The organism is Bacillus sp. OTU530 (assembly GCF_038440375.1).
This window is the reverse complement of sequence record NZ_JASATP010000061.1, coordinates 15481-29907: the sequence shown is the minus strand read 5'-3', so window position 1 is coordinate 29907 and position 14427 is coordinate 15481. Positions and strand designations below refer to the sequence as shown.

10 protein-coding genes are annotated in these 14427 nt (G+C 38.3%); all 10 read right to left on the bottom strand.

Going from position 1 to position 14427, the window contains the following annotated elements; genetic code table 11:
- Nucleotides 1-212 precede the first annotated feature (212 nt).
- The 10 genes from AAHB12_RS27250 to AAHB12_RS27205 all read right to left on the bottom strand — a co-directional run bounded on the left by AAHB12_RS27250 (nt 213) and on the right by AAHB12_RS27205 (nt 14325).
- Nucleotides 213-1208 (bottom strand): Gfo/Idh/MocA family protein, encoded by a 996-nt coding sequence (locus AAHB12_RS27250; RefSeq protein ID WP_342048385.1) that lies wholly within the window; start codon nt 1206-1208, stop codon nt 213-215.
- A gap of 262 nt (nt 1209-1470) precedes the next feature.
- The gene (locus AAHB12_RS27245; RefSeq protein WP_342048384.1) at nt 1471-2469 is read right to left on the bottom strand and encodes an ABC transporter permease; all 999 of its coding nucleotides are present in this window, start codon (nt 2467-2469) and stop codon (nt 1471-1473) included.
- 185 nt (nt 2470-2654) lie between these two features.
- Nucleotides 2655-4145: a sugar ABC transporter ATP-binding protein gene (locus AAHB12_RS27240; protein ID WP_342048383.1), complete on the bottom strand. Its 1491-nt coding sequence runs from the start codon at nt 4143-4145 to the stop codon at nt 2655-2657.
- Nucleotides 4146-4231: 86 nt separating this feature from the next.
- On the bottom strand, nt 4232-5221 hold the full coding sequence (locus AAHB12_RS27235; RefSeq protein ID WP_342048382.1) for a sugar ABC transporter substrate-binding protein: 990 nt from the start codon (nt 5219-5221) through the stop codon (nt 4232-4234).
- A 1079-nt stretch (nt 5222-6300) separates the two neighbouring features.
- On the bottom strand, nt 6301-7329 hold the full coding sequence (gene iolG / locus AAHB12_RS27230; protein WP_342048381.1) for an inositol 2-dehydrogenase: 1029 nt from the start codon (nt 7327-7329) through the stop codon (nt 6301-6303).
- Between the two features lie 120 nt (nt 7330-7449).
- Nucleotides 7450-8271, bottom strand: coding sequence for a 5-deoxy-glucuronate isomerase (gene iolB, locus AAHB12_RS27225; RefSeq protein WP_342048380.1), 822 nt, complete (start codon nt 8269-8271; stop codon nt 7450-7452).
- A 54-nt stretch (nt 8272-8325) separates the two neighbouring features.
- Nucleotides 8326-10191, bottom strand: a complete 1866-nt coding sequence (iolD, locus tag AAHB12_RS27220) for a 3D-(3,5/4)-trihydroxycyclohexane-1,2-dione acylhydrolase (decyclizing) (protein ID WP_342048379.1) — start codon at nt 10189-10191, stop codon at nt 8326-8328.
- A gap of 35 nt (nt 10192-10226) precedes the next feature.
- The gene (gene iolG, locus AAHB12_RS27215; protein ID WP_342048378.1) at nt 10227-11231 is read right to left on the bottom strand and encodes an inositol 2-dehydrogenase; all 1005 of its coding nucleotides are present in this window, start codon (nt 11229-11231) and stop codon (nt 10227-10229) included.
- 690 nt (nt 11232-11921) lie between these two features.
- The gene (locus tag AAHB12_RS27210) at nt 11922-13163 is read right to left on the bottom strand and encodes an MFS transporter (protein WP_342048377.1); all 1242 of its coding nucleotides are present in this window, start codon (nt 13161-13163) and stop codon (nt 11922-11924) included.
- A gap of 289 nt (nt 13164-13452) precedes the next feature.
- Entirely contained in the window at nt 13453-14325 is an 873-nt protein-coding gene (locus AAHB12_RS27205; RefSeq protein ID WP_342048376.1) for a LysR family transcriptional regulator, read from the bottom strand.
- Nucleotides 14326-14427: the final 102 nt, after the last annotated feature.

Genomic DNA, 14427 nt, shown 5'->3' with positions numbered 1-14427 from the left:
TAGATCAGATTTTAAAGTTGGCATTTCCTTTTCTTGTAAAGCTACGCTTCCTGGCTTTTCAAATACACCTGCTAACATATTTACCACTCCTCTTTATCGTATTAGGAATATATTAAAACCTTTTTTCTAATAACGAGTAAACTCCTGAACATTTGCTATTGTTCCTCTGTAAATACGAGAGTTGCAACTAGAGCATAGTAAACACAATCATCTTAGTATAGTAGCTCCTGGGTAACGGAAGCGTTATTTAATGACTCGTATCCTTTTTCAATATAATGTATAACTTGTAAAGAATCCTCAATTGTATAGATCGGCTTACGTCCATTTATAATGCAATCATGTAAATGTTCTATTTGATTTAAATATTGGTCATCCTCGTAGGCCTCATATAAAACGGTTTGATTATGATGATCTTTTACAATTACTTTTCCAAAATGATCAGGTGATACATCTGGACGGAAGGCCGACTCTACTATAATCGTTCCTTTTGTTCCAAAAATTTCGTAGCGATCATTAAATGGAAGATTCATGCTCGATGTAATTTCAGCCGTTCGTCCTTTGTCATCTGTAAAGATACAGGTAGATAGCATATCCACTTTATATTCTAGATGTAGTTTCCCGCCCATTGTTACTGTTGTAGGCTTCATTCCGATGATCTGGCTCATAGCATGCACACCATAACATCCGACATCACGCAGTGCCCCTCCGCCAAGACTAGGCTGTAAGCGAATGTCATTAGGGTCTTCTAGCATCCAGGAAAAATGCGCCTTAATATGCAAATATTCTCCGATATAATTAGATTCCAATAATTCTTTCACACGCTGATGTTGTTTGTGGAATTGATACATAAAAGCTTCCATGAAAACCACACCGTTATCCGACACAGCTGCTTGAATATCTTTTGCTTCTGCCGTACTTAACGTAGCAGGTTTTTCAAGTAAAATATGCTTTCCTTTTTTCGCCGCTTTAATAGACCATTCTGTATGCAAGGCATTTGGTAAGGGTATATAAACAGCATCAATTGTAGGATCATCAAGTAACTGATTATAATCTTTATAAATCGTTGGAATGTTGAATCTCTCAGCACGCCCCTCACTTTTACTTGCTATCGCGGCTACTTCTGCACGATTGGATCGTCTTAAAGCAGGCAAAAGTTGATCATAGGCAATATTTGCTGCACTCAAAATACCCCAGCGAACTTTTTTCATAAAGCATCATCTCCCCGTTCATTATTATTTTAATTTCATCTCTTCGTGAACACGAGAAAGAGAACCAAAACCTTATAATCCTTGGCTTCAATTCTCCTTCTGTAACATTGCTGCCTACATGTGAGATACTTGCTATCAAACAAAAGTTTCAACTTGAGAAATCTATTCGGTAGAGTCCTTCTGAGTGTCAAAATAGATTATTTGTAAATCGTTCAGCTTTTCCCGATACTTTTTACTCTTACATATAGCGACTAAGTAGTTACTATGCTTTTTTATTTTTACGGGAGTCAAGAAGTACCGCTGCTACAATAATGGCTCCCTTTAGAATCTGCTGCCAGTAGGAGGATACGTTCATCAAGTCAAGTCCGTTGTTTAGAACCCCGATAATCAAAGCACCAATCATGGTTCCTGGAATGGTACCAACACCACCGTTTAAACTTGTTCCACCAATAACTGCAGCAGCAATCGCATCTAATTCATACATTAGTCCAAGGCTTGGTTGTCCTGCAGAAATACGTGCAGTTAACATTAAACCTGCGATTCCCGCTAAAAGACCTGCGTATGTGAAAATCATAATTTTGTAGCGATCTACTGGAATCCCACAAATGCGTGCAGCTTGTTCATTTCCACCAATTGCGTACGTGTATTTACCAAATCTCATTTGGCTTAACATGATATGTGAAATGATGCCCATGACGATGAAGATAAGGATTGGGAAAGGGATACCTGCTACTGTACCTTTTCCGATAAACATGAACGACTCTGACAAGTTACCGATTGGCCTGCCATCTGAATAGAGAAGTGCTAACCCCCTTGCTGCTGTCATCATTCCTAATGTCGCGATAAACGGAGGGATTTTTCCTTTCGCAGAGATTGCACCATTAACAAATCCAGCAGCCGCTCCAATTGCCATACCGATTAAAAGCGGAACGAATAATGGATATTCACCTGGATGTGCGTAACTTGCAGCGACTACCGATACAAGAGCAATAACGGAACCGGGTGATAAGTCGATCCCTGTTGTAATGATGACCATTGTCATCCCCATTGCAACAATACCAATAAAAGAAATTTGCCTTACGACGTTAATAATATTATTCACATTCAAAAAAGCAGGCGATAAAATTGACATTAAAATACACATCGCAATAAAAACGAATACAATCCCATACTTACTTAATATTGCAGATATTTGCTTCTTTCTATTGTCTGGGTTTGCAAGCACCGTCGGGTTGCTTACAGCACTCTCTTGTGTCTTCATTCCTATTCCTCCTTCAAAGGGGCCTTAAGTATGAATCTGATTCCCATAGCAAAATCGGCCCTTGTCCACTTTTCTTCTATTTTAAAATTCCATAGGGATCCAAACTCAAAGCAATTTGACGCGGCAAGAAGTTCTATTTACGAACAGAGTATAAGTGCAACTACGTCTCTTTCGACGAGTTTTCTTTACTGATATGCCACTTCTAAAATTCTTTCTTGGTTCGCTTCTTCTCTGCTGAGCTCACCCTTTTGAATCCCTTCATGCATCACAATGACTCTGTCACTCATTCCTAGTACCTCAGGCAACTCGGAGGAAATCATAATAATCGCTTTCCCCTCCTGCGCCAGCTTCGACATCACCTTATGGATCTCGGCCTTTGCACCAACGTCTACACCGCGTGTTGGTTCATCTAAAATCAGCACATCAGGATCATTGAGCAGCCAACGGGCAATCAGTACCTTTTGTTGGTTCCCTCCGCTCAGGTTCATAATAAGCTGGTTTAAATGAGGTGTTTTGACCTTTAATTTCTCTACCTGCTCGTTGCATACTTTCTTCACTAAGCTGTTATTTAAATATCCAAATTTTGAGAGGTTATCAACATTGGACATAATCATATTTTCCCGGATTGAAAGTGGTAGGAATGCGCCCGTCAGCTTTCTGTCCTCCGTTAATAAGCCGATTTTATGACGGATTGCTTCTTTCGGCGAATTGATTTTCACCTGCTTGCCGTGCATATAAATTTCACCGGAGGTTGGAGGATCAATCCCGAAAATGCTTTCCATAATCTCTGTTCTTCCAGAGCCCATCAATCCCGCGACTCCAAGGATTTCCCCTTTGCGCACCTCGAAGTTGATGTTTTGGAATTTGCCTTCTCTGGATAGGTTTTTCACAGCTAGAACAACATCTGTAATTTCGGACGGCTCCTTATGGAACACCGCTTTAATTTCACGGCCTACCATCATTTGAATCAATGTATCTTGATTCAATTCGCTTGCTGGTTTTGCGCCTACATACTGCCCATCACGAAATACCGTAATATCGTCGCAAATCTTAAAGATCTCATCCATTTTGTGAGAAATATAGATAATGGAAACACCTTTTTGTACCAAGGAATCAATAATGCTGAACAGATGATCGACTTCTTTATCCGTAATCGCTGAGGTCGGCTCATCCATAATAATTAAATCCGCATTATAGGAAATTGCCGTTGCAATCTCTACCATCTGCATATTCGCAACGCTTAATTCACGCATTTTCGTGCGAGGATCGAGATTGATTTGCAAGGATTCAAACAGCTTTTCTGTATCTGTTATCATTTTTTTCTTATTCACCCAACCTGTTTTGCCATACACTGGCTCACGGCCCAAGTAAATGTTTTCTGCAATTGTCATATCCGGCACAGGGCTCAGTTCCTGATGAATCATAGAAATCCCTTTACTTAGAGCATCTTTAGGACCTGCTATTTGAACCTCTTGTCCTTTAAACTTAATCGTTCCTTTATCAGGGGTATACACACCAAAAATGATCTTCATTAAGGTAGACTTTCCTGCACCGTTTTCCCCCATTAAGGCATGAACCGTTCCTTTTCTCACCTTCAGCTGGATATTATCCAAAGCCTTAACACCCGGAAATTCTTTTGTAATATGATTCAATTCTAAAATGTATTCTGTGCTCATTTTTTTGCTCACCCCAGATCGAATTAAATAAGAGAGAGACCCCCTGTTTTGCACAAAGTCCTCGGCAGTCTCCTCTCATATATTCATTACTTTCCTGCGTTTTTCCACTTCTCTTCATATGTGGCAACATTGTCTTTTGTAATCAACTCAAATGGGATCCATACGTGTTTATCTGCTAACTTTTCTCCTTTAGCAGCTTGAATAGCTGTTTCAATTGCTTTTTTACCTTGAGCCATTGGATCTTGGAAAGCAGAAACCTTTAATTTTCCAGATTTAACGTACTCCAATCCATCTGGTGTACCATCAATACCAGCTACTAATGTATCATTTAATTTACCAGCAGCTTCTAACGCCTGGATTGCTCCTATTGCCATTTCATCATTATTAGATACAACTGCATCAATTTCTTTACCAGATTGAATCCAGTTTTCCATTAACTTCATACCCTCTGCACGCTGCCAGCTCCCTGTTCCTTCACGAACAACTTTCATGTCGGGATTCTTCTTAATAATATTTTTATTCCCCTCTGTTCTCTTGATTTCTGCCTCATCACCCGATTGACCATGAATGATCGCAACATTCCCTTTTCCTCCAAGCATCTTCGCAACTTCTTCCATTTGCATGGTTCCACTTTGGATAGACTCAGAGCCTACATATGCGTAAACCTGTTTAATTACCTTTTCGCCCGGCATACGATTTACGAGAACGACAGGGATGTTTGCATCCTTTGCCGCATCGATTGCAGGTTGTATTGCACTTGGATCAGGAGCTGCAATCAAGATAACATCTACGCCTTCTGTAATGAATGTTTCTACTTGGGAAAGCTGTTTACCAGAGTCATTTTTTGCATCAACCATTTTCAATTCAACATCGTTCTCTTTCGCAGTTGTCTTCATTGCATCGTATAGATAAGACATCCATTTATCATCAAATATCGGCATAGCTGCTCCGATTACGAGTTTATCTTTCTTATCCCCACCAGAACCAGAAGTGGATGAGGAAGAACATGCAGCCATAAATGAAGCTAATACAACCATCAAAGATACAAGTAGCATAAGTCCTCTACGAATTCCCATTAAAAATCCCCCTTAATATTTGATTTTTAATATAAAACGCTTTCATTGAAACATGCAAAAACAAAATGCAACTACTACTCAGCCACCCTTCTGATTCGAGGAGGTATCATATTCTATCTCCTTCAAAATTCCCTTCTTTCTCGTTTACATTTAGAGGATTGTTAGAAATCTATCAATAAAATCCAACGTATGTTGTATATTTGCTATTAGATATCGCGAATCAGCTAAACAGCGAATATCCAAACTATGAAAAAACCTATTTAGCACACCTCTTCGATAGTTCAAACATAACAAATCCGTTATTTGCAATAATATGATAGATATACTTTATTAAAACAGGAGCCTGTCATGTTTACGAAGCTTTAGTAAATCCTCCACCTCCCTCCTACTCTCTTAGAGGTAATGCAGTACGAAGCAAAAGGCTTAGCTGAGCTAACTGCATATTAGAAAATCATTAATTTTATAATTATGATGAAACCTATATGCGAAATTGAGAGAATACAGAATGGATACATAGATTTGGTGCAGGTGAAATGACTCTATAATACTGATGTCCCCAGCACAGGAAAAAGATTACGAATGCGATTAACTGCTTCCCGCGTTTACCGGGGTTACTCTGCATGAAGGAAGTGCCATTTTACCTAATCAACATGTATTGCGTCATCTGCTAGAGTGGCAAGAGCTGTGAGAACAAAATCATAATCGTATAATTGTTGTCTGTTCCTTTAAAATGAAACAAAGAGTCAGCAGTTCGTTTCATTATTCCTATGATGCTGATAACTGCCTACGAGTCAGAAGTACGGCTTTATTGATCTTGTATGTTTCTATAGTGGCTGAGTAGTTACTAACATTTTGTAAAGAAAACTCGCTGATTGGCTAGCCCTGCCTTTGGGCGAAGACAGCTGCTTAGTTGCACTTATACTGTATTCCTAAAATTTCTCGCTACATCGAATTGGCTTCCAGCTAGAAATTTAGACTTTAAGTGCAAAAAGAAATATAACCTTCTGGGAGCTAGAAAGCCCCCAGATTCTATGCTCCCTTTCTTGTAAGTAAATATTTAAAACTAGTACATCTCTGTTTTACAATGTGATTAACTTATTATTTAACTGGACTGTTTCACCCGATACAAAGGATTTTGTAGCAGCCGTAGCGATTTCAAGTGCCACCTTTCCATCCACTTCTGTACAGATTGGTTTTTTACCCTCTCGTAAACAATCAATAAAGTTGATCATTTCTAATAAATAAGCATCTTTAAATCGAGTCGGGAAATCAGGAATTAAATTATGTGTACTTCCTTTTGAAGTTAGGATGTTTACATCATGATATCTCATGGAACCAATTTGAATGGAGCCCTCAGTCCCAATTACCTCTCCTCGTATGTCATACGCATATGGAGCAATCCGCATTGTTTCGACGTCACCTGCGGCCCCCGAGTCAAACGTCAAATATGTCATAGCCTGATCTACATCATTATATTTTTCCATAAATTTATTTGATTGCATTAAAATATTTCCTGTTGATGTCACTGAGGTTACTTCCTGACCCATTAGATAACGAGCGAGATCATAGTCATGAATCGCTACATCTAAAAAGATCCCACCGCTATGTTTAATGAATTCCTCTGGAGGAACGTTCCCATCTCGGCTAACAGCTTTAAAGTAAAGCGGTTTACCAATATCACCAGCTTCAATTCGTCTTTTTGCTTCTGCATATGCAGGATCAAAGCGTCTCATAAATCCAACTTGGCATGTGACATTATGCTCTTGGATGACCTGAATGACATCATCTGCTTCCTCCAAAGTATGTGTTAATGGCTTCTCGACAAAGATTTGTTTCCCATTCCTTGCAGCACGTTTAATCATATCAGCATGAGTACTTGTTGGTGTTACAATCACAACAGCATCGATATTGTCATCCTCAAGTACGTCATTAGGGTTTTGTGACCATTTGTTAACTCCTAATTCTCTCGCTACCTGCTCCGCTCTTCCTTCAAAAGGATCGGCTACACTAACTAATTGTGCTCCTTTAACTTTGGATACTAGATTTTCCGCATGCCAATATCCCAATCTTCCTAATCCTAATACTGCTGTACGAATTGATTCTTTCATGTTCCTCATCCTTTCATTTCCTTTGATTTCTATTTAAGAAGGCGCTTCATTATTTGCAGTAAAATCATAGCTATAAGAATAGATTTTACAGCTATGATTTTCTCTATTTTGAACGTAGTATTACTTCATTAACCATTCATGGTCTTTATCATTTGTAAACTTCCAAGTTCTCACAGGTCCCGCCATAACATTTAGATAATATAGTTCATAGCCAGGAGGTGCTGAAACCGGATGATACCCTTTTGGAATCAGTACAACTTCGCTATCTTTTACAACAATTGTTTCATTCAGCGATTTATCATCGGTATAAACTCGCTGCAGGGCAAACCCGCCCTCAACTGGATTCATTTTGTGATAATACGTTTCTTCTAAGTATCCTTCTTGAGGTAAATTTTCCTCATCATGTTTATGAGGCGGGTAGCTTGACCAGTTACCGGCTGGTGTAAATACTTCGATAACGAATAAGCTATCTGCGGGTTTATCCTCTGGTAAAATCGTTTGAATGAGGCGTTCCATACTGCCAGATCCGCGCATTGCTACATCCACATCTTCTGGAGCAATCAGTCTCGCCTCGTATGTTCCTTTTCCTGGTGCTGTACAAACAGTAATTTCAAGCTCTGTTAATGCCTCTACTTTAAATTGATCATCATTTGGCACATATACGGAATAGGCAGGAGTTTTCTCAAATACACTCATTCTTTTTCCAATATTATCCCAAGATTTATGTTTAGTCTGGACATTTGCACGACCAGATACGACTACGATAACTGTTTCTTGATCCAGCGTTTCTTTTTCTACAATTTGCCCCTCTTTGAGCTTATAGACATCAAATCCAACATATTTCCAGCCTGCAGATTCAGGTGTGATGGATAACACTTTTCCCTCTTTATCACCTTGTTGTTCAGGTGTTACAAGTAGATTACTCACAAGTAAATTACTCATTTCATCTGGCTCCCTTCGGTTAGTTCGTTTATATTGATTAAAGAATGTGCATTTCTAATACTTTCTAGCTTCAGCTAACTTAGCTTCCATATTTTCATAGGCCTTTTGCACATTCTCACTCGTTGACACTTCCGCTACACCAAGACGCCACCATGCCTCATATCCAGTTGTACATGTACCAGGAAGTACTTTTATATCAATTAATGTTGAAACTGTTTCCTTCTTTGCTTGTTCCAATGCTTCTCTTAGCTCCTCCACTGTGTGAACCGTATATCCTTTGGCACCTAAACTGCGTGCGTTTGCTGCAAAATCAATTGGCAAGCAATCTCCAGTTAAAGAGTTGCTTTCTTGTACACGATATCGGAACTCATTCCCAAAACCTTCGCTTCCTTGCCCTCTTTGCAAATTATGAATGCAGTGGAATCCATGATTATCAAATAAGAGAATGTTAATTTTTTTGTTTTCTTGAATACTAGTGACCAATTCTGTATGGAGCATTAAATAACTTCCATCACCAACAATGGTATACACTTCCTGATCTGGTTCAGCCATCTTGATACCTAGAGCACCCGCTACCTCATAGCCCATACAGGAGAATCCATACTCCATATGGTATGTTTTTGGATAAGAACTTCTCCATAATCGATGTAAATCTCCTGGTAAGCTCCCAGCTGCAGCAATAATAATATCCTTTTCATCGATAGCTCTATTAATCTCGCCTACTACTTGTGTTTGAGAAAGTCCTTCTTCTCTTTGATCTGCACATAGTCTATCAACTTCTGCATCCCATTGCTCTTTTAAGGCTGGAAGTCTACCCTCTTCATACATCGTCTGATAGCCGAGCTTTTTCAATTCTTCTGTTAGAAGCGTAAGCCCTATCTTTGCATCAGCAACAAATGACTGTGACTCTAGTTTCATTGCATCCATCGAACTAACATTAATACTCAAAAATTCAACATCGGGATTTTGAAAGGCCGTTTTTGATGATGTTGAGAAATCAGTTAACCTCGTCCCTACCCCGATAACTAGATCAGCTTCTTTTGCTAATATGTTAGATGCCAACGATCCAGTAGATCCGATACTTCCCATATTTAAGGAGTGATCCCATGCAAGAGCACTTTTACCAGCTTGCGTTTCACCTACAGGAATCCCGAAAGCCTCTGCGAACGCTTTTAGTTCTTCTGTAGCTACTGCGTAATGGACTCCGCCTCCTGCAACAATGATTGGATGTTTTTTCCTAGAGATAAGCTCTATAGCACGTTTAATAGCTGATTGTGAAGGAATTCTTCTCTCGACATGATGAATTCTCTTTTTAAAGAATTCTGCTGGATAATCATATGCTTCACTTTGAACATCCTGAGGCAAGCAAATTGTAACCGCGCCTGTATCAACTGGATCAGTTAAGACACGCATTGCGTTCAATGCCGCTGTCATGAGCTGTTCAGGTCTGGAAATCCGATCCCAATACTTACTCACTGGCTTAAAGGCATCAGAGGCAGCCATTGTATAATCTGTCGGATCCTCTATTTGTTGGAGCACCGGATCTGGCTGACGAGTGGCAAAATTGTCACCTGGCAGCAGCAACACTGGGATTCGATTCACTGTTGCCGTTCCTGCCGCAGTAACCATATTTAAAGCACCTGGTCCGACTGACGTAGTACAAGCATAAATTTCAAGCCGATTTTTTTGCTTTGCATAAGCTGCCGCTGTGTGGACCATACCCTGTTCATTTTTTCCTTGGATAAAAGTAAGGCTTCCACTTTGTCTTTCTAATGCTTCTCCTATCCCTGTCGCATTCCCATGACCAAAGATTCCAAAAACACCTTTAACGAATTTTCTTTCCTCACCATCAATTTCAATGTACTGATTATCTAAAAATTTCACCAATGCTTGTGCCATCGTGAGACGAATTGTTTCCATCTGTTATTTCCCCCTCTTTATATAATTTTAGGAATTTAATTAAGCATTACAGTTTCTTTTGTTTGAAAAGACTTGGTAGCAGCTACTGCAATTTCTAGTGAAATCTTCCCATCTATCTCTGTAACCTGTGGTCTTTCATCCTTTTGCAAGCACTCTATAAAGTGAGCTAATTCATACTGAAAAGCATCCTTAAATTTAATAGGAAAACTTGGAATATTATCGTAAGCGCTTCCTCTAGAGGTCAAGATTTTTATATCATGATGTTGGAGCGAACCAATCTGAATCGATCCTTCAGTTCCAACCACTTCACCTCTGATATCATAACCAAATGTTGAATTGCGGCTAGCTTCAATATCACATGATGCTCCATTTTGAAAATTCATAAAAGTTATTGATTGATCTACATCCCCATATTTGTTCATGAACGGGTGTACTAATACATTCCCTAATGTTTTAACTGATTTAACTTCATCCCCTATCAAGAAACGAGCAATATCATATTCATGAATCGCTAGATCTAAGAAAATCCCTCCGCTTGTCTGAATGTATGCTTCTGGAGGCGATCCTGGATCTCTGCTAACTCCTTTGAAATAGATCGGTTGTCCAATGTCTCCATTCTCAATGCGTCTTTTTGCTTCTGCATACGCTGGGTCAAAGCGTCTCATAAATCCGACTTGACAATACACGTTATTCTCCCGAATTTCTCGAATAACCATTTCTGCTTCTTCCAAAGTTTCTGTTAATGGCTTATCAACAAATATGTGTTTTTTACTTTTGGCTGCTTGAATAATTAACGGAGCATGCAGTTTTGTAGGTGTAACAATCACCACAGCATCAATTGTCGGATCCTCGAACACCTCCTGAGGATTAGTTGTCCACCTTTTAGCCCCTAACTCACGTGCTGCTTTTTCGGCACTTTCTTTTCTTGAGGCAACTACAGTCACTAATTCAGCACCCTTTATACGAGCTGCTAAATTTTCAGCATGCACATACCCTAATCTTCCAACTCCAAAGATTGCGCAGCGAATTTTTTCTTTCATCTCTCATTCACCTGCTCCCTAAAAATGTAATTTTTGTTTTAAATACTACAGGTAAGGTTAACGCTTTCTCAAAAACCAAAGTTCCAAAAAATTCGCAGCATTTTGGGAACCTAGGTTAGATAAAGCGTTTAACCAACTCTTAAAAAAATATTCTATTTCCTTACAAGACCCTCAATCCATCTAGAGTATAATGAGCAATTTCACAAGATAATGGAAGGATCACATCTCCATTCCATTTCTCTTATCTTGAAATAACCGGAAAAAGATAAAGCGTTTAACCAAATTCCAAAAAAATATTTTATTTTTCTACAAGCTCCTTAATTAATTTAGAGTATATTACAAGAGGTTTCATAAGGCAATAGGAAAACGATTGCATTTTCAAAATTTAAAAATAGTTATTAATTCAAATTCCGTGACGAATATGGTCCTCTTAGTAACCTAAAATAATTGAAGCGCTTAACCATTTTCCAAAAAAATCTTTTGTTTGCAAGCTCCTCAATTAATTTAGAGTATATTACAAGAGATTTCATAAAGCAACAGAAAAATGATTGAATTATTTGTTTTTTACACTTATGCAACTTTACGAGTAAGCGTTTTCTTTATTATATCCTAAGTAAAGAATACCGCAATCCCTTTTTTAAAATTAAGCAAACTTTTTATTTGTTAATACAGATTGGATCGCTTACGGGTTCATCTTGCTTCATCAACTGAGTTATCTTCTTTACTTCTCGTCTGTACTTGATCTCCTTGCACTCGTTCTTGTTTATACCATGTCATTGATAATCCTGTTCCAATGGCCGCTAAAAGTGCAGCTAAGTAAAACACGCTTTTAAATCCGGCTTCTTTACTAAAAATTCCAGCAATAAAAGGGCCGAAGAAAATCCCTAATGCATAGATTGCTTGAAAAAAACCCATTGCTGTTGCGCGTTTCTTATTTGAAACCTGCTGAATGGCCATTCCCATCAATAATGGTATTGTCATCCCTTGAAAGAACCCATTAAAAGCTTGAGTAACATAGAGTAAGTCCAAACGAGATATAGTCGGAATAACCACTGAAAATATAGTGGTACCTAAAAAGCCAATATATAAAATGCTCCATGTATTGAAGCGAGTAAGTAAATATTGTCCTGTAAGAATAGGCGCAATAGCATGAGGTACCATAAAGCTAAGCACAAGAAAGATTAAGCTATCCTTTGACGCACCTATATTTAATGCCTGATTCGGAGTAAAACCGAACATTGTAATAAACAATACAGCATGGGCAAGCGTAGATAACAAGGATGCTTTTAAATTTAAGGGATTTTTAAATACATCCTGAAATTCTCTGATTTTAATCTTGTTCTGATTCACTTTCTTATTATTGAATTCCTTAATCCAAAATGACATAAAAAGACCAACTAATCCAATAATTGCTCCAAACCAAAACGGTGCTTTCCATCCCCACTTACTAACAAGATAACCACTTAAACTCATACTAGTTAACTGAGCGGCTACAGTAATAAATTGGATATTCCCCATTGCTTTAGTTGAGTCTTCTCTTTTAAAGTAACTTGCATATAAAACTGTGAAAGCCACCCACATCGATGCTGTAATTCCAGCAATCCCCCGGGAAACAAACGCAAATTCCAAGCTTTCAGTGAGAGCAAATCCTAAGCAACTGATAAAACTTGTTACAAGCCCTAAAACAATAAATGGTTTGCGAATTTGCAACATATCTGATAAAAGGCCAACCGGAAGCCTCAATAAAATTTGCATGATGCCATAGCTTCCTACAATCAACCCTGCCAATGCATAAGATCCACCTAAATAATTCAGATATGGCACAAAAATAGGTACATAAATATACATAGAGAACCAGTAAATGAAAGTTACAATCACAAAAAAAAGATGATGGTAGCCTGGTATTCTCCGTTTCAACTGATCGATCTTCATAATTTCCTCCTTGTCTGCTGATTAAGCGCTTAAATTAAAGACCTTGATTTAGCATTCATTTAACATAAACAAATGTATAACTAAGTAAGTATGTTCAAATGTCTGCTACTATGAATTATAGAAGGGGAAAAACTGGAATTGCAACTATTGTTTTCTGTAATATATTGCTTCCCATGGAAACTATTAAAAATCCTCCAGTTAAGCGATCTGGAGGACTTTCATATTCATCTATTCAGCATCATCAGAATTTGCAATATATTTTTTCAGAATTCACTTCCAAGGCCAATAGCTATATAGACTCTAATGTTAACTCAATAAACTTTTCAACCGCAGGGGATTGCCATTTCTTTGCCTTGACGAGTAAATATGAGTAGATGGGCTCAAATTCTTCATTGTGCTCCATAATCTTTAATAACCCATTCTCAACCTCATTTTTTACCGTGATATAGGGCAAGGCAGCAAAGCCTAAGCCGCTCATTACAGCCTGTTTAATTGCTTCCAAACTCCATAGTTCCATTGTTTGAAATTTAGGCAGTTTATGATTGACTAGATGTGCCTCAAACATAGAACGATAACTGCATCCCTTTTCATTCGTAATAAAGTAATCAGTCGTCCCTTTGTTTTTATAATCATCAAAATGCTGATATTTATTCGGACTCGTAATTAGAACAATCTCTTCCTTGTGCAATTGATGGTAATGACAATGATCCAACTCTAAACTTGTCCAGATCATAAAAGCAATATCGACATGTCCGCTCATAAGATCCTTTTGGTTTTGCCCACAAGTTCCATTACTCAATATGAGTTTGACGTCTGGATATCTCAGCAAATATTCCTTCAAAATCGGTCCTAATCTGGAAATCGTTAATGACTCAGGTGCAGCAATTTTTAATTCTCCACTTACTGTGTGACGACTCTTCATCTGAGATATACGGTTATAAGAATGCAACAATTCATCAGCCAAAGGAATTAATTCTTTCCCCAAGGATGTCAATTTTAACTCTCGCTTGACGTAAGTGAATAATTCTCCGCCAATCTCCTTTTCCAACGCCTGAATATGAGAAGTAATAGTTGACTGCGTATATCCTAATTTGATAGCAGCATTCGTGTAGCTTCCAACATCGACAATTGTCCGGAAAGTAATAAGATGCCTTATTTCCATTCGTACTAATCTCCTCTTATCTATTCAAAAAAATGATATTACTTATTTATGATTTCAATTTTACCAATAGATAGACCTGTATTACAATGAATCACAGAACTT

Coding starts and splice junctions, on each gene's coding strand:
- AAHB12_RS27235 (WP_342048382.1), bottom strand. CDS start 5,221: ATGGGAATTCGTAGAGGACTTATGCTACTTGTATCTTTGATGGTTGTA.
- iolD (WP_342048379.1), bottom strand. CDS start 10,191: ATGGAAACAATTCGTCTCACGATGGCACAAGCATTGGTGAAATTTTTA.
- iolB (WP_342048380.1), bottom strand. CDS start 8,271: ATGAGTAATTTACTTGTGAGTAATCTACTTGTAACACCTGAACAACAA.
- AAHB12_RS27245 (WP_342048384.1), bottom strand. CDS start 2,469: ATGAAGACACAAGAGAGTGCTGTAAGCAACCCGACGGTGCTTGCAAAC.
- iolG (WP_342048381.1), bottom strand. CDS start 7,329: ATGAAAGAATCAATTCGTACAGCAGTATTAGGATTAGGAAGATTGGGA.
- AAHB12_RS27205 (WP_342048376.1), bottom strand. CDS start 14,325: ATGGAAATAAGGCATCTTATTACTTTCCGGACAATTGTCGATGTTGGA.
- AAHB12_RS27240 (WP_342048383.1), bottom strand. CDS start 4,145: ATGAGCACAGAATACATTTTAGAATTGAATCATATTACAAAAGAATTT.
- iolG (WP_342048378.1), bottom strand. CDS start 11,231: ATGAAAGAAAAAATTCGCTGCGCAATCTTTGGAGTTGGAAGATTAGGG.
- AAHB12_RS27210 (WP_342048377.1), bottom strand. CDS start 13,163: ATGAAGATCGATCAGTTGAAACGGAGAATACCAGGCTACCATCATCTT.
- AAHB12_RS27250 (WP_342048385.1), bottom strand. CDS start 1,208: ATGAAAAAAGTTCGCTGGGGTATTTTGAGTGCAGCAAATATTGCCTAT.